General features: G+C 57.9%; 17 protein-coding genes. 14 read left to right on the forward strand and 3 right to left on the reverse strand.

Annotation, left to right across the window (positions count from 1 at the left end; all coding sequences use genetic code 11):
- Positions 1-64: 64 nt before the first annotated feature.
- Both GHO03_RS04400 and sfsA read left to right on the forward strand, forming a co-directional pair.
- Positions 65-1,237 carry a pyridoxal phosphate-dependent aminotransferase gene (locus GHO03_RS04400; protein ID WP_095002570.1) on the forward strand — a complete coding sequence of 391 codons (1,173 nt, stop codon included), beginning with the start codon at positions 65-67 and terminating at the stop codon, positions 1,235-1,237.
- A complete protein-coding gene (gene sfsA, locus GHO03_RS04405; protein WP_095002571.1) occupies positions 1,237-1,944 on the forward strand; it encodes a DNA/RNA nuclease SfsA in 708 nt (235 codons plus the stop codon). The genes GHO03_RS04400 and sfsA overlap by 1 nt, the downstream gene beginning before the upstream one ends.
- Here sfsA and GHO03_RS04410 read toward each other — a convergent pair.
- Positions 1,927-2,265: a Rieske 2Fe-2S domain-containing protein gene (locus GHO03_RS04410; protein ID WP_095002572.1), complete on the reverse strand. Its 339-nt coding sequence runs from the start codon at positions 2,263-2,265 to the stop codon at positions 1,927-1,929. The two genes, sfsA and GHO03_RS04410, sit on opposite strands and share 18 nt — an antisense overlap.
- 166 nt (positions 2,266-2,431) lie before the next feature.
- Here GHO03_RS04410 and GHO03_RS04415 point away from each other — a divergent pair, with 166 nt between their 5' ends.
- The 3 genes from GHO03_RS04415 to GHO03_RS04425 are packed head-to-tail and all read left to right on the forward strand — an operon-like array spanning position 2,432 to position 5,108.
- Complete coding sequence (locus GHO03_RS04415; RefSeq protein WP_153399262.1) at positions 2,432-3,307, forward strand: hemin ABC transporter substrate-binding protein; 876 nt, start codon at positions 2,432-2,434, stop codon at positions 3,305-3,307.
- Between the two features lie 50 nt (positions 3,308-3,357).
- On the forward strand, positions 3,358-4,341 hold the full coding sequence (locus GHO03_RS04420) for an iron ABC transporter permease (protein ID WP_169917069.1): 984 nt from the start codon (positions 3,358-3,360) through the stop codon (positions 4,339-4,341).
- Positions 4,341-5,108, forward strand: coding sequence for a heme ABC transporter ATP-binding protein (locus GHO03_RS04425; protein ID WP_153399264.1), 768 nt, complete (start codon positions 4,341-4,343; stop codon positions 5,106-5,108). The genes GHO03_RS04420 and GHO03_RS04425 overlap by 1 nt, the downstream gene beginning before the upstream one ends.
- Before the next feature lie 221 nt (positions 5,109-5,329).
- On the opposite strand, the gene GHO03_RS04430 is transcribed toward GHO03_RS04425, so the two are convergent.
- Positions 5,330-5,602 (reverse strand): TfoX/Sxy family protein, encoded by a 273-nt coding sequence (locus GHO03_RS04430; RefSeq protein WP_095002576.1) that lies wholly within the window; start codon positions 5,600-5,602, stop codon positions 5,330-5,332.
- A 312-nt stretch (positions 5,603-5,914) separates the two neighbouring features.
- Complete coding sequence (locus GHO03_RS04435; protein WP_323166231.1) at positions 5,915-7,471, reverse strand: AAA family ATPase; 1,557 nt, start codon at positions 7,469-7,471, stop codon at positions 5,915-5,917.
- 116 nt (positions 7,472-7,587) lie between these two features.
- On the opposite strand from GHO03_RS04435, the gene mrcB reads away from it, so the two are divergent.
- From mrcB to msrQ, 9 genes are all read left to right on the forward strand, one after another.
- Positions 7,588-9,912: a penicillin-binding protein 1B gene (mrcB, locus tag GHO03_RS04440; RefSeq protein WP_153399266.1), complete on the forward strand. Its 2,325-nt coding sequence runs from the start codon at positions 7,588-7,590 to the stop codon at positions 9,910-9,912.
- A gap of 16 nt (positions 9,913-9,928) precedes the next feature.
- Positions 9,929-10,666 carry a tetratricopeptide repeat protein gene (locus tag GHO03_RS04445; protein WP_372241706.1) on the forward strand — a complete coding sequence of 246 codons (738 nt, stop codon included), beginning with the start codon at positions 9,929-9,931 and terminating at the stop codon, positions 10,664-10,666.
- Between the two features lie 5 nt (positions 10,667-10,671).
- Complete coding sequence (locus GHO03_RS04450; protein WP_095002592.1) at positions 10,672-11,001, forward strand: YqcC family protein; 330 nt, start codon at positions 10,672-10,674, stop codon at positions 10,999-11,001.
- Positions 11,002-11,410: 409 nt separating this feature from the next.
- The gene (locus tag GHO03_RS04455; protein WP_095018783.1) at positions 11,411-13,135 is read left to right on the forward strand and encodes an acetolactate synthase 3 large subunit; all 1,725 of its coding nucleotides are present in this window, start codon (positions 11,411-11,413) and stop codon (positions 13,133-13,135) included.
- 2 nt (positions 13,136-13,137) lie between these two features.
- A complete protein-coding gene (gene ilvN / locus GHO03_RS04460; protein ID WP_016783407.1) occupies positions 13,138-13,629 on the forward strand; it encodes an acetolactate synthase small subunit in 492 nt (163 codons plus the stop codon).
- A 49-nt stretch (positions 13,630-13,678) separates the two neighbouring features.
- Positions 13,679-14,695: a ketol-acid reductoisomerase gene (ilvC, locus tag GHO03_RS04465; protein ID WP_095002580.1), complete on the forward strand. Its 1,017-nt coding sequence runs from the start codon at positions 13,679-13,681 to the stop codon at positions 14,693-14,695.
- A 144-nt stretch (positions 14,696-14,839) separates the two neighbouring features.
- Positions 14,840-15,697, forward strand: a complete 858-nt coding sequence (gene pssA / locus GHO03_RS04470; protein WP_153399268.1) for a CDP-diacylglycerol--serine O-phosphatidyltransferase — start codon at positions 14,840-14,842, stop codon at positions 15,695-15,697.
- Positions 15,698-15,760: 63 nt separating this feature from the next.
- Entirely contained in the window at positions 15,761-16,774 is a 1,014-nt protein-coding gene (msrP, locus tag GHO03_RS04475; RefSeq protein ID WP_095002582.1) for a protein-methionine-sulfoxide reductase catalytic subunit MsrP, read from the forward strand.
- On the forward strand, positions 16,774-17,388 hold the full coding sequence (gene msrQ / locus GHO03_RS04480; RefSeq protein WP_153399270.1) for a protein-methionine-sulfoxide reductase heme-binding subunit MsrQ: 615 nt from the start codon (positions 16,774-16,776) through the stop codon (positions 17,386-17,388). The genes msrP and msrQ overlap by 1 nt, the downstream gene beginning before the upstream one ends.
- Positions 17,389-17,500 lie beyond the last annotated feature (112 nt).

Raw genomic sequence — 17,500 nt, forward strand, 5'->3', positions numbered from 1 at the left:
TAGCTCTCTCTTATAGCACTGCTTGGGTAGAATCGGCTTTTTGCTTACCCAGGAAGGCAGGCTCATGGCTCAGTCATACAGTGCGCGCAGCCGCGCAATCGAACCGTTCCACGTGATGGCGTTGTTGGCGCGGGCCAATGAGTTGCAGGCTGCCGGGCACGATGTGATTCACCTGGAAATCGGCGAGCCGGACTTCACCACGGCCGAGCCGATCATTGCTGCCGGCCAGGCTGCCCTGGCCGCCGGCAAAACCCGTTATACCGCCGCCCGTGGCCTGCCGGAACTGCGTGAAGCGATCAGCGGGTTTTACCGGCAGCGCTATGGCTTGAATATCGACCCCGGGCGAATTCTTATAACGCCCGGTGGTTCTGGTGCCCTGTTACTGGCTTCCAGCCTGCTGGTTGATCCGGGTAAACATTGGTTGCTAGCAGACCCAGGCTACCCATGTAACCGACATTTCCTGCGTTTGGTAGAGGGGGCGGCCCAACTGGTGCCTGTAGGCCCCGATGTGCGCTATCAACTCACAGCCGAACTGGTCGAACGCCACTGGAACCAGGACAGCGTAGGCGCGTTGGTGGCGTCCCCGGCCAATCCGACCGGCACACTGTTGAGTCGTGACGAACTGGCAGCCCTGTCTGCAGCGGTCAAGGCCCGCAATGGGCATCTGGTGGTGGATGAGATCTATCACGGCCTGACCTATGGCTGTGATGCGGCGAGTGTGCTGGAAGTTGATGACAGCGCGTTTGTGCTTAATAGTTTTTCCAAGTATTTCGGCATGACCGGCTGGCGCCTGGGCTGGCTGGTGGCGCCGCCAGAGGCAGTGGCCGACCTGGAGAAACTCGCACAGAATCTCTATATCAGCGCGCCAAGCATGGCCCAGTACGCAGCATTGGCCTGCTTCGAACCGCAGACCCTGGCGATTCTGGAAGAGCGTCGGGCCGAGTTTGGCCGTCGTCGCGATTTCCTGTTGCCGGCCTTGCGCGAGCTGGGCTTTGGCATTGCGGTTGAGCCTGAAGGTGCGTTTTACCTGTATGCCGACATCAGCGCGTTTGGCGGTGATGCCTTCGCGTTTTGTCAGCATTTTCTGGAAACCCAGCACATTGCCTTTACCCCAGGCCTGGATTTCGGCCGTTACAAATCCGGGCATCACGTACGCTTTGCCTATACCCAAAATTTGCCACGCCTGCAGGAAGCTGTTGAGCGGATTGCCCGTGGCCTCAAGAGCTGGAAGGGCTGATGCGTTTTTCACCTGAACTGGAAGAAGGGCGCCTGATCAAGCGCTATAAGCGCTTTTTGGCGGATATCGAAACCAGCGCTGGCGAGTTGATGACCATCCACTGCCCGAACACCGGTTCCATGCTCAATTGCATGGTCGAGGGTGGTCAGGTGTGGTTCAGTCGTTCCAACGACCCCAAGCGCAAGTTGCCGGGTACCTGGGAAATCAGCCAAACCCCGCAAGGACGGCTGGCGTGCGTGAACACCGGGCGCGCCAATCACTTGATCGAAGAGGCGCTGCTGGCCGGGGTGATTACCGAGCTGGAGGGTTTTACCGCGCTCAAGCGCGAGGTCCCTTACGGGCAGGAAAAAAGTCGCATCGATTTTCGCCTTGAGTACCCGCAGGGCTTTGCCTATGTTGAGGTCAAGAGTGTCACCCTGGGGTTTGACGGTTCCCGTGTCGCGGCATTTCCGGATGCCGTGACCCAGCGTGGCGCCAAGCATCTGCGCGAGCTGGCGACCCTGGCGAAGGAAGGCGTGCGTGCAGTGCAGTTGTATTGCGTCAACCTGACGGGGATCGATGCGGTGCGTCCGGCTGAAGAAATCGACCCGGGTTATGCCGCTGCCCTGCGCGAGGCTGTGGCGGCCGGGGTGCAGGTGCTGGCATATGGGGTCAGTCTGACATCGGATGCTGTAGTGGTTGATCGCCGTCTAGACGTCATCCTCTGAGGCTTGCGGTGTAATCCAGATCCCTTGGCTGTCTTCACGGCAGTCGAGGGCTGTCAGAAATTGTCCCGCGCAGGGCCCGGCCACGCATTCCCCGCTTTCGATCAGGAACAATGCTGCGTGGGTTGAACACTGGATCAGGCTGGCGCTGGGGTCGAGAAACTGGTCGGGTTGCCATTCCAGTGCCACCCCGCGATGGGGGCAGCGGTTTTTGTAGGCATACACCCGGCCCTCCCGGCGAGTAATCAGCAGCCGCACTTCATCCAGCTCAAAGCCACGGCTGGTACCTTCGCTCAGTGCGTGCGATGAGCATAAAAACTTCATGACAATCCTTAATAACAGCTAAACGGTTGAGTCGATGACGCGTTTCTGAGCGGGTTAACAGGTTGACGTGCAAATGCAAACAATTATCAAATGGCGGCTTGCTCTGCATGTGCTGTTTTCACAGCGTGAAAATTGTGAGCCCTCTTTATTCAAGGAAAGCCTCTGTATGCGCCTGAGTACCCGCCTGATTACATTCTGTGCAGGCCTTATGATCAGTCATGTCAGCCTGGCTGGCGAGTTGCCACAACGTTGGGTCAGCGCCGGAGGAGCGCTTTCGGAGTGGGTCAGCGTATTGGGTGCGGAGTCTAAATTGGTTGGGGTCGATACCACCAGCCAGCATCCTGAATCACTCAAGTCGCTGCCCAGTATCGGTTACCAGCGCCAACTCTCGGCAGAAGGTGTCCTGAGCCTGAAGCCGGATGTGCTGATCGGCACTGAAGAAATGGGCCCGGCCGCGGTGTTGTTGCAGATTCGCGGTGCCGGTGTGCCGGTGGAGATGTTTTCGGCCCAGGCAGACCTTGCCAGCCTTGAGGGCACCTTGCAGCATTTGGGGCGCCTGCTGGGGGATGAGGCGCAGGCAGCGCAAGTGTTCAAGGACTACCAGCAGCAACTGGAAGAGCATCAACAGCAGGTCAAGGCCGCACAAGCCAGTCATCAGGCACCCGGGGTATTGCTGCTGTTGGGCCATGCCGGTGGTAAACCGATGATTGCTGGCAAAGATACGGCGGCGGACTGGCTGCTGACGCAAGCGGGGGGACATAACCTGGCGACCCACAGCGGTTACAAGCCGTTTTCGGTGGAAGCGCTGGCGGGGCTCAACCCTGAAGTGCTGGTATTTGCCGATCGCAGCCTGAACGGTGAGGCGGCGCGCAAAGCGCTTATGAAAGAAAACCCGGTATTGGCATCTATACGCGCCGCTAAAAATGGCCGTGTCTATGAGCTGGACCCGACGCTGCTGGTGGGTGGCCTGGGGCCGCGTCTGCCGGAACGTCTGAAGCAACTGACGGCTGAGTTCTATCCCGCGGCTCCGGTCAGCCAATGAGGACGTTGGTTAAACCCCGGGCCCTGTTTACAGGTTTGAGCGCGTTGTGCCTGTTGTCGATCTGGCTGTCGCTGGCACTGGGGCCGGTGAGCCTGCCGTTGTTTGACACCTTGCGCGCGGCACTGCGCCTGATCGGGGTGCCGATTGCGGGTGAAGGCCTGGAGCAGGCCGAATTGATCCTGGGGCAGATCCGCTTGCCGCGAACCTTGTTGGGGCTGGCGGTGGGTGGCGTGCTGGCGCTCTCAGGTGTAGCCATGCAGGGGTTGTTTCGCAACCCGCTGGCCGATCCGGGGTTGGTCGGCGTATCCAGTGGCGCCGCCCTCGGGGCGGCGATCGCGATTGTCGGCGGGGCTGCTTTTGGCGGGTTGCCGGAAGTGATGGGCCCGTACCTGCTGTCGCTGTGTGCGTTTATCGGTGGTTTGGGGGTGACGGCGCTGGTGTATCGGTTGGGCCGGCGCAACGGTCAGACCAATGTGGCGGTGATGTTGCTTGCGGGCATTGCCCTGACAGCCTTGGCTGGTTCTGCTGTGGGTTTGTTTACCTATCTCGCCGATGACGCGACCTTGCGCACTCTGACATTCTGGAACCTGGGCAGTCTCAATGGCGCCAGCTATGCACGGCTGTGGCCACTGTTGATTGTGACGGTGGGGGTCGCACTGTGGCTGCCCCGGCGGGCGAACGCGCTCAATGCACTGCTGTTGGGGGAATCCGAAGCCAATCACCTGGGCATCGACGTTGAAGGCCTGAAGCGCGAACTGGTGTTCTGCACGGCCCTGGGGGTGGGGGCCGCTGTGGCAGCGGCAGGCATGATTGGCTTTATCGGGCTGGTGGTGCCGCATCTGGTACGACTGCTGGCGGGGCCTGATCACCGGGTGCTGTTGCCTGCTTCGGTACTGGCGGGGGCCACCTTGTTGCTGTTTGCCGACTTGATCGCTCGCCTGGCGCTGGCGCCAGCCGAACTGCCCATCGGGATTGTTACTGCGTTTCTCGGTGCGCCTTTCTTCCTGTATTTGCTGATGCGAGGACGCCACTGATGCTGCGTACGGAAAACCTGCAGATCCGTCGCGATCAGAAAATCGTGCTGGCGGATGTCACCCTTGATGTACGCCCGGGGGAAGTACTGGGTGTGCTAGGCCCCAATGGCGCGGGTAAAAGTACCCTGCTGGCGGCCTTGTGCGGGGAGCTGGCGCCGAGTGGCGGGCAGGTCTGGCTGGATGAGCTGGCCTTGAGCCACTGGAAGGGCGCGCAGCGGGCACAACGCCTCGCTGTCCTGCCGCAAACCTCGACCCTGGATTTTGCCTTTCGCGTTGAAGAAGTGGTGGGCATGGGCCGACTGCCTCATCAGACGGGTCGCACTCGCGACGCCGAAATAATCCATGAGGCATTGCAGGCCGCCGATGTTGAGCATCTTGCGGGGCGCAGCTACCTGGCCTTATCGGGGGGCGAGCGTCAGCGTGTGCATCTGGCACGGGTACTGGCGCAATTATGGCCGGGGCAAAACGGGCAGACCCTGTTGCTTGATGAACCCACTTCAATGCTCGACCCCTTGCATCAGCACACCACGCTCAAGGCCATTCGGGCATTTGCTGATCGCGGCGCCGCGGTGTTGATCATCCTGCATGACCTTAACCTGGCGGCGCGTTACTGTGACCGCTTGCTCTTGCTGGAACAGGGGCGCCCACGGGCTCTGGATTGCCCGCAAGTGGTATTGCAGCCGGATGAACTCAAGGCCGTGTTTGGGCTCGATGTTTTAGTGCAGCCGCACCCGGAGCTGGGTTGCCCGATGGTAATTGCTCGCTGAGCAGCCGCCCAAGCACTTTTCCACAGGCAAAAAAAGACCCGGCAAGAGCCGGGTCAAATAACCGTGATTAGCCTGATGAGGAGATTTTCTGAGAGTCCGAACCAAGGGCCTTTCAGAAGATCGACTGGTCTCGCGACCAGATGGCGTAATCATAACAATTCTCATTACCAAGTCAACAACTGTTTTTTACCGTTCATCGTGTTCGTTGCCAGCCTGCCGTATCAGGCCTTTTTCAGTGTGGCCAGATGCTCGACTTGCTGATTGAGGGCCTCTTTGCGTTCTGCAGGAATATCGTTCCAGTGAACATCCAGCAGGGCACCTTCGATAGCATATAAAAGTACTTTGGAGGCTCTGAACCCTCGGGCCTTCACCGCCCGGTAGGCATCCACCGCGCCCAGGCGCTTCAAGTCCGCGGCACTGTGAATGCCAACAGCGTGCAGCCATTGTGAAGAGGTCTTGCCAAGATTTTTCAAATGCTGGAGTTCATCGTTCATCAGCTCTCCTTGCGACGGCGTGAGCTCAGCGTTTACGGGGTATGTTGACTCTATTGAGTGTAGCGCTCAGTAGGAAATTCGTAGTCCGTTAGTCGGTTTTGGAACAAGGCGGAGTTGGAATTGAGCGAATGTGCTGTAGTAAGGCGCAAATCAGTTCCCTGGACCCAAGAGGGTAGAGCGCCCATGACCATTCAATCGACCTTGGCGACTGTGAAACGCCAGCGCCGGAGCTGATGTCGTATTTGTGTTAACGGGCGATGTTACGCAGGTAAACGCCGTGAAACCGTTGCGGTTCCACGGCGAACATGGACCTTACAGGCCCGGCAAGCGCTGGCGAATGTCGGCAATCAGAGTGTCGAGGCTTTTGCTGTTGTGGGTTTCAACACGCTTGCTGCGCAGGATCTCATCAGCGCCCAGCGCTTCGCGGCTGGCTTGCTGAGCTTTGACTACTTCCAGGGTGGCGTCAGACGGGTCGGTACCCACGGACTTGCGATGGGCCAGCCAGCCTTCGATCACGGCGTCCGGGGCGGTGCAGTCAAGGATCAGGCAAGGAACACCTGTCGCTTCGGCCACTTTGGCGGCCGCATCGCGCTGCTCACGCTTGAGGTAGGTGGCATCGATCACCACCGGGAAGCCTGCACGCAGGACGATGCCGGCCAGTTCATGCAGTTTATTGTAGGTAGCTACGCTGGCGTCGGCGTTGTAGATGCCATCGCCGACTGCGTTTTCTGCCGTCTGCTGACCGAACAGTTGCTTGCGGATGACGTCTGAGCGCAGGCGAATCGCCCCCAAAGCTTCAACCAGTCGCATGGCTACCGAGCTTTTACCTACAGCCGAAACACCGTGCGTAATGGTCAGAAAACGTGAAGGAATCGTGCTGTAGCTCTCTGCCAGGTTCGCGTAGTTGCGGTATTGACGCAGAGTGGCTGCGCGCTGCACCGGGCTGGCTTCGGCAGGCATGCTGAACAGGCTGACTTTGGCGCGAACCAGTGCGCGGTAGGCCTTGTAGAAGTTCAGCAGCTCCAGGCCCTGATAATCACCGGTCAGTTCCAGGTACTGGCTGACGAAACGGCGGGCCAGGCATTTCAGACCGCGGTCTTCGAGGTCCATCGCCAGGAAGGCGGTATCGGCGTAGACGTCGGTGAAGCGGAACGGTTCGTTGAACTCGATGCAGTCGAAAATCACTACTTTGCCGTCAATCATCGTGGCATTGCCCAGGTGAATGTCACCGTGGCATTCGCGAATGAAGCCTTGGGCCTTGCGCTGTTCGAACAGCGGCTTGAGGCGGGTGAAGCTGGCCTCTGCCCAGGCCTGGAGTGCTTCCAGTTGCAACAGGTCGGCTTTGTCCGAAAGGAACGGGCGAATTTGTTCGAAGTTCTGACGAACCGGGTCCATTACCGCCTCAGGCGTGCCCTGGTAGTGCGCAGCAGGCACATGGGGCGCCTGCATGTGGAAGCGGGCGATCTGCTGGGCCATTTCGTCGACATGGCCGGCATTCAGTTCGCCATTGGCTTGCAGTGTGCTCAGCAGCTGGCTTTGCGGGAACTGGCGCATTTTCAACGCGTATTCAATGGCCGGGCCTTCACCACCGAATGCTGGTACGTCGGCGCTGCCGGTGATCGGCAGCACGTCCAGGTACAGGCCTTCGGTCAGGCGCTGGTTGAGACGCAACTCTTCATTGCAGAAGTGTTCACGGCCACTGAGTTCGGTGAAGTCAAGAAAGCCGAAGTTGACCGGTTTCTTCAATTTATAGGCATACGGCCCGGTAAGGATGACCCAGGAGATATGCGTCTCGATAACCTGAAATCCTTCGACTTCATGGGGATAGAGGTCCGGGTTTTGCAGGGCGGCAATCAGGTTCTGGCTCACGGTTGATCCTTCAAGGTCGGGAATATTCGATGCGCCATTATGGCGGCTGGCAGCGGGAGTGCAAACCGCCGGGCTGCGCATGATGAACATGAATAAAGTGCGTATAATCTCGCGCCATGACTCGTACCCGATCTCCTCGTTCCCGTTCCAAACGTCCCTCTGGCGGCCTCAGGCCCTGGCTGGGCTGGGCAATCAAGCTCAGTCTGGTCGGCCTGGTGGTGCTGGCAGGTTTTGCCGTCTATCTGGATGCCATCGTTCAGGAGAAATTCTCCGGAAAGCGCTGGACCATCCCGGCCAAGGTGTATGCGCGCCCGCTGGAGCTGTTCGTCGGCCAGAAGCTGAGCAAGAACGACTTCCTCACCGAGCTCGATGCGCTGGGTTATCGCCGTGAAAGCGTGGCCAACGGCCCGGGCGCGGCATCCGTCAATGGCAACACGGTTGACCTCAATACCCGTGGCTTTCAGTTTTATGAAGGTGCCGAGCAGGCGCAGCCGGTGCGGGTAAGATTTTCTGGCGACTATGTTGCCGAGCTTTCCTCGATCAATGGTTCCAAACTGCCGGTGGTGCGCCTTGAGCCGCTGCTGATTGGCGGCATGTACCCGAAAAACCTTGAAGACCGGATCCTGATCAATATCGATCAGGTACCGCCGTTTCTGCTGGAAACCCTGGTCACCGTCGAGGACAGGGACTTCTATCACCATTTCGGGGTGTCGCCCAAGTCGATTGCACGCGCCATGTGGGTCAATACCTCGGCCGGGCAAATGCGCCAGGGCGGCAGTACCTTGACCCAGCAACTGGTCAAGAACTTCTACCTGACCAACGAACGCAGCCTGAGCCGCAAGCTGACCGAAGCAATGATGGCGCTGCTGCTTGAGTTGCACTATGACAAGCGCGAAATCCTTGAGGCGTACCTCAACGAGGTGTTTGTCGGCCAGGACGGTCAACGCGCGGTGCACGGTTTCGGTCTGGCCAGCCAGTTCTTCTTCAGCCAGCCGCTGGCCGAGCTCAAGTTGCACCAGGTAGCACTGCTGGTCGGTATGGTTAAAGGGCCCTCGGCCTATAACCCGCGGCGTTACCCCGAGCGTGCGCTTGTACGACGTAATCTGGTGCTCGACCTGCTCGAGCAGCAAGGTGTTGCAACGCCCGAGCAAGTGGCTGCAGCGAAAAAAATGCCTTTGGGCGTGACCAAGCGTGGCAGTCTGGCAGACAGCTCGTTCCCGGGGTTCCTGGATCTGGTCAAGCGTCAGCTGCGTGAAGACTACCGCGACGAAGACTTGACCGAAGAAGGGCTGCGAATCTTCACCAGCTTCGACCCGATCCTGCAGATGAAGTCCGAAGCTGCGGTGGGCGAGACCTTCAAGCGTCTGGCCGGGCGCAAGGGCGCGGATGAAGTGGAAGCCGCCATGGTGGTGACCAACCCTGAAACCGGCGAAGTCCAGGCACTGATCGGCAGTCGTGCGCCAGGCTACGCAGGTTTCAACCGTGCACTGGATGCGGTGCGACCGATTGGCTCGATGATCAAGCCTGCGGTCTATCTCACAGCACTTGAGCGGCCGAGCAAGTACACGCTGACCAGTTGGCTGTCGGATGAGCCATTGTCGATCAAAGGCGCTGATGGTCAGATCTGGAAGCCTCAGAACTATGACCGCCGCTCTCACGGTACGATTTTCCTCTATCAGTCCATGATGAACTCCTACAACCTCGGTACGGTAAGGCTGGGGCAGGAAGTCGGCGTGCCTAATGTACTCAAGACCCTGGCGCGACTGGGTGTGGAGCGCGAGTTTCCGGCATTCCCGTCCATGTTGCTGGGGGCTGGTGCCTTGAGCCCGATGGAAGTGGCGACCATGTACCAGACCTTGGCCAACGGCGGCTTCAATACGCCGATGCGCGGCATTCGCAGCGTGCTGACAGCCGAAGGCGAGCCGCTCAAACGTTACCCGTTCCAGATCCAGCAACGCTTTGATCCGGGCTCGATCTTTCTGATCCAGAACGCCATGCAGCATGTGATGCGCGAAGGTACGGGGCGCTCGGTTTATAACGTGCTGCCCAAGAGTCTCGCGTTGGCGGGCAAGACCGGCACCAGTAACGATTCCCGTGACAGCTGGTTTGCCGGCTTTAGCCAGGACTTGCTGGCAGTGGTCTGGCTGGGGCGCGATGACAACGGCAAAACCCCGTTCACGGGGGCAACCGGTGCCTTGCAGGTGTGGACCAGCTTTATGAAGAAGGCTGACCCGCTGCCGCTCGACATGCCTCAGCCCGATAACATTGTGCAGGCCTGGATTGATCCGCATACCGGTCAAGGATCGGATGCCGGCTGCCCTGGCGCGGTACAGATGCCGTATATTCGCGGCAGTGAACCGCCAGCTGGTGCCAGTTGTGGTGGGCAAGAGCCCGCCACCGGTGAAGCCGTGATGGATTGGGTCAAGGGCTGGTTGAATTAAGCAAAGAGGGTATGACGTGAATAAGTTGTGGATTGCGGCTGTTTCAGCCCTGGCTTTGCTCAATGGTTGTGCCAGCGTGCCGCAGGGGTCCATCCCTGTGGTCGATTCTGGTGTTGCGGTGTCGAATAACGAGCGTGTTTCGGCCCAGCGTACGGCGGGGAATTATCCACAGGCCACTGCGCCGCGTGCCGCTCAGGCACGTACGATTACCGAGGAATCGGGGGTTGTGGTGATGATTCCGGGCGGCGCGGCCAGTGTGTCGACGCCGATCAGCACCCAGCCATTTACGCCGGGGCCGATCACCCCCGGCCCTGCCGCAGCCCCCATCAGCACGGGTAGCTACACACCGGGCGCGGCCTACAGTGCCCCGACGGCCATTACCCCCAGCGGCATTCCGTCGAACAGCGGCGGCCTGGCTGCCGACGAGCAACTGGATGGCCCGGTGCTGGCGCTGCTTACCACCGCTCAGCAACAACAGGCGAGCGGCGACTTGAACGGCGCTTCATCGAGCCTTGAACGTGCCCAGCGCGTGGCCCCTCGTGAGCCTCAGGTGCTTTATCGTCTGGCTCAGGTGCGTATGGCCCAGGGCGATGCCGCCCAGGCTGAGCAGTTTGCCCGCCGCGGTTTGACGTTCGCCAGCGGTCGTCCGGATTTGCAGGCGAGCTTGTGGGGTTTGATTGCCCAGGCCCGTGAGAAACAAGGTGATGCCGCTGGCGCTGCATTGGCCCGTCAAAAAGCCAAGGTGAGCCTCTGATGGTCATGGATGCACGCACATCTGAAGTTGCCGGGTTCCTGCTGCTGATCGAACACGAAATGCGCACCCAGGGCTTGTGGAGTGACAAGGTCCCGACCGAACACGACCTTTCCAGCCTGGAGCCGTTCAGTGTCGATCGCCTGGATTTTGAGCAATGGGTGCAGTGGATCTTCCTGCCGAAGATGAAAACCATCGTCGAACGGGGGCAGCCTCTGCCCAGTGTCTCGGGTATTTGGCATATGGCTGAGCATGTGTTTGCCCAGCGTCGTGGCAACTGGAAACCCTTGCTCAAGCATTTCCAAGACTTTGACCACCTGATCAGCCCTGCCTCCTGAGGTCATGGCTGCCAGTTTTTACTGGCAGCCATCCATTTTCTTGTTGGCTTCTGTCATTTTGCGCGTTTTTTTGTGCGTTCCTGTCGATTTATGCAAATAAATTGAATTGATGGCTTGACTTGGACAGGCCTAATGACAAGAATCGAACTCCCGCTGTAGAGGGGCTGCCAGAAGCAGGCTCTCTCAGCAGATCATGAGGCGCACACCCGCGCCGACCTGTTACACCCGCAACGCGTTACCTCGCGCTGGGTGGGAAACCCCCGCAATACTTGGGGAGTTCCCAATACTTGCTCAGTCAGTGCTGACGTAGTCGGCGACCACCGTCGCTCATGCTCTGCTGAAAAGTAAACCTATTAAGACCCGTTCGTATTTTTGTGGACGGTATTCTGGCGTTTTAGAGGTGAACAACGTGGAGCTTTTGTCTGGTGGTGAGATGCTCGTCCGCTTTTTGCGCGACGAAGGTGTCAAATATATCTACGGGTACCCAGGTGGTGCTCTCCTGCATGTCTACGACGCACTGTTCAAAGAGCCGGAAGTTACCCACATCCTGGTTCGTCATGAACAAGCTGCAACCCATATGGCTGACGGCTACGCCCGTGCCACCGGTAAAGCCGGTGTAGTACTAGTGACTTCCGGGCCGGGTGCTACCAACGCCATCACCGGTATTGCCACTGCCTACATGGACTCCATTCCGATGGTGATCATTTCGGGTCAGGTGCCTAGTACCATGGTCGGAACTGATGCCTTCCAGGAAACCGACATGATCGGTATCTCCCGGCCCATCGTGAAGCACAGCTTCATGATCAAGCATGCTTCGGAAATCCCGGAAGTCATGAAAAAGGCGTTCTACCTGGCGCAATCCGGCCGTCCTGGTCCGGTCGTGGTCGATATCCCGAAAGACATGACCAACCCGGCCGAAAAATTCGAATACGTTTTCCCGAAAAAAGCCAAGCTGCGCTCCTACAGCCCGGCCTTGCGTGGCCACTCCGGCCAGATCCGCAAGGCGGCAGAGATGCTGCTGGCGGCCAGGCGCCCTGTGCTTTACGCAGGCGGCGGGGTTATTTTGGGCGGTGGCTCGGAGCCACTGACCGAGCTGGCAAAAATGCTCAACGTGCCCGTGACCAATACGCTGATGGGCCTGGGTGCATACCCTGGCACCGACCGTCAGTTTATCGGCATGCTTGGCATGCATGGCAGCTTCACGGCCAACATGGCGATGCACAACGCAGACGTGATCCTTGCGGTAGGTGCACGCTTCGATGACCGGGTCATCAACGGCCCGTCCAAGTTCTGCCCGAATGCCAAGATCATCCATATCGATATCGACCCGGCGTCCATCTCCAAAACCATCAAGGCGGACGTGCCGATCGTAGGCCCTGTTGAGAGCGTGCTGACCGAAATGGTCGCCATCCTCAAGGACATCGGCGACAAGCCAAACCCGGAAGCGGTTGCCAGCTGGTGGAAGCAAATCGACGAGTGGCGCGGAGACGGTGACCTGTTCCCTTACAACAAGGGCGACGGCAGCCAGATCAAGCCTCAGGCTGTTATCGAGATGCTCTGCGAAGTGACCAAGGGCGATGCCTATGTAACGTCCGATGTGGGGCAGCACCAGATGTTCGCGGCCCAGTACTACCGCTTCAATAAGCCCAACCGCTGGATCAACTCCGGAGGCTTGGGCACCATGGGCTTCGGTTTCCCGGCTGCGATGGGGGTAAAACTGAGCTTCCCTGATGCTGACGTTGCCTGCGTGACAGGCGAGGGCAGTATTCAGATGAACATTCAGGAATTGTCCACCTGTCTGCAGTACGGCTTGCCCGTCAAAATCGTCAGCCTCAACAACGGAGTGCTGGGGATGGTGCGTCAGTGGCAGGACATGAACTACGGCAGTCGTCACTCCCATTCGTATATGGAATCGCTGCCTGATTTCGTCAAGCTGGCTGAAGCTTACGGGCATGTAGGTATCCGGATCACCGATCTGAAAGACCTCAAGCCGAAAATGGAAGAAGCCTTTGCCATGAAGGATCGCCTGGTGTTCCTGGATATTCAGGTCGATACCAGTGAGCACGTTTATCCGATGCAGATCAAAGATGGCTCCATGCGCGACATGTGGCTGAGCAAGACGGAGCGTACTTAATCATGCGGCACATTATTTCCTTGCTTCTTGAAAACGAACCGGGCGCATTGTCTCGCGTTGTCGGGCTTTTTTCGCAACGCAACTACAACATCGAAAGCCTGACCGTGGCACCAACAGAAGACCCGACCCTGTCGCGTCTGACCCTGACCACGGTGGGGCATGATGAAGTGATCGAGCAGATCACCAAAAACCTGAACAAGCTGATCGAAGTGGTCAAGCTGGTGGATCTGTCGGAAAGCGCTCACATCGAGCGCGAACTGATGTTGGTCAAGGTCAAGGCAACGGGTGCACAGCGCGCAGAAATCAAACGCACCACGGATATTTTCCGTGGGCAGATCGTTGATGTCAGCGCCAGTGTGTATACCGTGCAGTTGACAGGCACCAGTGAGAAGCTCGACAGTTTCATTCAGTCGATTGGAACCGCCTCGATCCTGGAAACAGTTCGCAGTGGCGTCACCGGGATTGCCCGTGGCGACAAAGTACTCAGCATCTAAAACTAACAAGTGCTAATTGGCCTGAATGGCCTGGATATAAGGGAAAATCATGAAAGTTTATTACGACAAAGACTGCGACCTTTCGATCATCCAGGGCAAAAAAGTAGCCATCATCGGTTACGGCTCCCAGGGTCACGCTCAAGCCTGCAACCTGAAAGATTCCGGCGTTGACGTTACCGTTGGCCTGCGCAAGGGTTCGGCCACTGTCGCCAAGGCTGAAGCTCATGGCCTGAAAGTAACTGACGTTGCCAGCGCTGTTGCCGCTGCGGACCTGGTCATGATTCTGACCCCGGACGAGTTCCAGTCCGCGCTGTACAAAAATGAAATCGAACCGAACATCAAGAAGGGCGCCACCCTGGCCTTCTCCCACGGTTTCGCGATTCACTACAACCAGGTTGTGCCGCGTGCCGACCTCGACGTGATCATGATCGCGCCAAAAGCGCCAGGTCACACCGTTCGTTCCGAGTTCGTACGTGGCGGCGGCATCCCTGACCTGATCGCTATCTACCAGGATGCGTCGGGCAACGCCAAGAACCTGGCCCTGTCTTATGCTTCGGGTGTAGGCGGCGGTCGTACCGGCATCATCGAAACCACGTTCAAGGACGAAACCGAAACCGACCTGTTCGGCGAGCAGGCAGTTCTGTGTGGCGGTACTGTTGAACTGGTTAAGGCTGGCTTTGAAACTCTGGTTGAAGCCGGTTACGCGCCAGAAATGGCTTACTTCGAGTGCCTGCACGAATTGAAGTTGATCGTTGACCTCATGTACGAAGGCGGTATCGCCAACATGAACTACTCGATCTCCAACAACGCCGAATACGGCGAGTACGTGACTGGCCCTGAGGTCATCAACGCTGAATCCCGTCAGGCAATGCGTAACGCTCTGAAACGCATCCAGGACGGTGAATACGCGAAAATGTTCATCAGTGAGGGTGCTACCGGCTACCCTTCGATGACTGCCAAGCGTCGCAACAACGCCGCTCACGGTATCGAAGTCATTGGCGGGCAACTGCGCTCGATGATGCCTTGGATCGGCGCCAACAAAATCGTTGACCAGGCAAAGAACTAAGTTCCCAGCCTGTAGAGAAAACGCGGCCTAGGCCGCGTTTTTTCGTTTAAGCGGCGGCTTCTGGTATAAAGCAGGATCGTTTGCGGGTGCGTGTTGGCCCCAAGCTTCTACCGAAACTTTCCATATCGTTGCAAGGTAATGTCCATGAGCGAACGTCCCGAAGAGCCAAAAGCGGCTTCAGACGCCGATAGCCTGCTGCCTATCGATGAGCATGTCGAAGAAGGGCATGACGCCGAAGGCCGAAAAGTCCGGCATCGTGGTATCTATCTGCTGCCGAACCTTTTCACCACTGCGAACCTGTTCGCCGGTTTTTACTCCATCATCAGTTCCATGAGTGCGCAAAGTGCCATGAGTGCGGGTGATGCTGCTGGGGCCAGCAAATACTTTGCCTTTGCAGCCATCGCCATTTTTGTCGCCATGGTGCTCGACGGCCTTGATGGCCGTGTAGCCCGCATGACCAATACCGAAAGTGCCTTTGGTGCCGAGTACGATTCCTTGTCGGACATGGTTGCCTTTGGTGTTGCCCCTGCGTTGCTGGCTTTTGGCTGGGCACTGGGGGACATGGGCAAGGTCGGCTGGATGGTTGCCTTCATCTATGTTGCGGGCGCAGCGTTGCGTCTGGCGCGTTTCAATACCCAGGTAGGTACAGCGGACAAACGCTACTTTATCGGCCTGGCCAGCCCGGCGGCGGCTGGTGTGGTGGCGGGTATCGTATGGGCATTCAGTGATTACGGTATCCAGGGTTCGAAAATGTCGTTCCTGGTTGCCTTGCTCGTTGCGGCAGCCGGCATGCTGATGGTCAGCAATATCAAGTACAACAGCTTCAAGGAACTGGACTTGAAAGGGCGTGTTCCTTTTGTGGCGATTCTGGCTGTGGTGCTGGTCTTCGCGGTTGTGTTCAGCGATCCGCCGCGCATTCTGTTGCTGGCCTTCCTGGCATATGCGGCATCGGGGCCGATCCAGTACTTGCTGCGTTTGCGTCGTAACAAAAACGCCGAGTGATGTAATTTCTCCCATACTCCGTAGTCTATTGGTGCATCAGCCCTCCAATACTGCGGAGTTGTCATGCTCATCAAGCTGCCTAAAGCGTCCGACTGCAAAGAGTCGGACGTTACGCCTGAATCCTTCTATTTATCCCGTCGTGCATTGTTGGGCAGTTCGCTTGCCGGATTGGCTGTGGGCGCGCTTCCACGTTTGGCCAGTGCCGAAGATGCGGTGCGCTATGCAGATGTTGAACCGGGCAAGGCTCCAGCCTGGTTTGCCGACAAGCTAGCGCAAACCAAATGGCAGGCCGTCACGGTAAAGGGGGAGGCGATCACGCCTTTCAAGGATGCGACCCATTACAACAACTTCTATGAGTTCGGCACTGACAAGGGGGATCCGGCGCAAAATGCTGGTGCCTTGAAAACCGAGCCCTGGACTGTGGTAGTCGACGGGGAGGTGGGCAAACCGGGTCGTTACGCGCTGGAAGACTTCATGAAGCCTTATCAGTTGGAGGAGCGGATTTATCGTCTGCGTTGTGTAGAGGCCTGGTCGATGGTGATCCCGTGGATGGGATTTCCCATTTCGGCATTGCTCAAGCAGGTGGAGCCAACCTCCAAAGCCAGGTACATCCGTTTTGAAACATTGCAGGATCCTAAGGTCATGCCGGGGCAGCGTTCGGGTTTTGCATTGATTGACTGGCCGTATGTAGAAGGGTTACGGCTGGATGAGGCGATGAATCCGTTGGCGATTTTGGCGGTGGGCATGTATGGCCGCGAATTGCCCAATCAAAATGGCGCGCCGCTACGGTTGGTGGTGCCCTGGAAGTATGGTTTCAAAAGCGTGAAATCCATCGTGCGTATCAGTCTGGTCGAGGATCAGCCAAAAACCACCTGGCAAAGCATTGCTGCGGATGAGTACGGCTTCTATGCCAACGTGAATCCGCAAGTTGATCATCCGCGTTGGACACAGGCGCGAGAGCGACGCTTGCCGAGCGGTCTGTTCAGTCCCAATGTGCGCGATACGCAGATGTTCAACGGTTACGCCGATGAGGTTGCTTCTTTATATACAGGCCTGGATCTGCGGAAGAACTACTGATGAAGCATCTACTTTGGCGCCTTGGCGTCTTTATCGTGGTGGCCATCTGGCCTTTGTATTGGTTGTACGAGGCCTGGATCTTTGCCTTGGGGCCAGACCCGGGAAAGGTGTTGGTCGATCGTCTGGGGCTGGGAACGTTGATACTGCTGTTGGTGACGTTGAGCATGACGCCGATGCATAGACTGACGGGCTGGTCGGGCTGGGTCACGGTGCGTCGACAGCTCGGCTTGTGGTGTTTTGCCTATGTGGTGCTGCATCTGTGTGCCTACCTGACTTTCGTGCTGGGGTTTGACTGGTCGCAGTTGGGTGTTGAGCTAAGCAAGCGTCCCTACATTATTGTCGGCAGCCTGGGGTTCTTGTGTTTACTGGCGTTGGCGGTGACGTCGAATCGCTACAGTCAGCGACGCTTGGGCACGCGCTGGAAGAAGCTCCATCGTCTGGTGTATGTGGTAGTGGGCTTGGGGTTGCTGCATATGCTCTGGATAGTGCGGGCGGACCTCAAGGAATGGTCGATTTATGCCTGTATAGGTGCAGGTCTGCTGGCACTGCGCATACCGATGGTGAAGAGCCGGATTCCGCGTCTATATAAGAAGAAATCAGCTTCTGCGATTTAAGTTCAAATTAGTGCTTGACCCTAGATTCAAACGGCCTATAATTCGCCCCACTTCCGGCGCAGTCGAAACGGAAAACTCCTTGAGTTTCAATGAGTTGGATGGTTTTCGGCGG

Source organism: Pseudomonas sp. FSL R10-1339 (assembly GCF_009600545.1).
GTDB classification, from domain to species: Bacteria; Pseudomonadota; Gammaproteobacteria; order Pseudomonadales; family Pseudomonadaceae; genus Aquipseudomonas; species Aquipseudomonas bubulae.

Bases quoted from the DNA above. Each gene is read 5' to 3' on its own strand.
- GHO03_RS04400 (WP_095002570.1), top strand. From the start codon at position 65: ATGGCTCAGTCATACAGTGCGCGCAGCCGCGCAATCGAACCGTTCCAC.
- sfsA (WP_095002571.1), top strand. From the start codon at position 1,237: ATGCGTTTTTCACCTGAACTGGAAGAAGGGCGCCTGATCAAGCGCTAT.
- GHO03_RS04410 (WP_095002572.1), bottom strand. From the start codon at position 2,265: ATGAAGTTTTTATGCTCATCGCACGCACTGAGCGAAGGTACCAGCCGT.
- GHO03_RS04415 (WP_153399262.1), top strand. From the start codon at position 2,432: ATGCGCCTGAGTACCCGCCTGATTACATTCTGTGCAGGCCTTATGATC.
- GHO03_RS04425 (WP_153399264.1), top strand. From the start codon at position 4,341: ATGCTGCGTACGGAAAACCTGCAGATCCGTCGCGATCAGAAAATCGTG.
- GHO03_RS04430 (WP_095002576.1), bottom strand. From the start codon at position 5,602: ATGAACGATGAACTCCAGCATTTGAAAAATCTTGGCAAGACCTCTTCA.
- mrcB (WP_153399266.1), top strand. From the start codon at position 7,588: ATGACTCGTACCCGATCTCCTCGTTCCCGTTCCAAACGTCCCTCTGGC.
- GHO03_RS04450 (WP_095002592.1), top strand. From the start codon at position 10,672: ATGGATGCACGCACATCTGAAGTTGCCGGGTTCCTGCTGCTGATCGAA.
- ilvN (WP_016783407.1), top strand. From the start codon at position 13,138: ATGCGGCACATTATTTCCTTGCTTCTTGAAAACGAACCGGGCGCATTG.
- ilvC (WP_095002580.1), top strand. From the start codon at position 13,679: ATGAAAGTTTATTACGACAAAGACTGCGACCTTTCGATCATCCAGGGC.
- pssA (WP_153399268.1), top strand. From the start codon at position 14,840: ATGAGCGAACGTCCCGAAGAGCCAAAAGCGGCTTCAGACGCCGATAGC.
- msrP (WP_095002582.1), top strand. From the start codon at position 15,761: ATGCTCATCAAGCTGCCTAAAGCGTCCGACTGCAAAGAGTCGGACGTT.
- msrQ (WP_153399270.1), top strand. From the start codon at position 16,774: ATGAAGCATCTACTTTGGCGCCTTGGCGTCTTTATCGTGGTGGCCATC.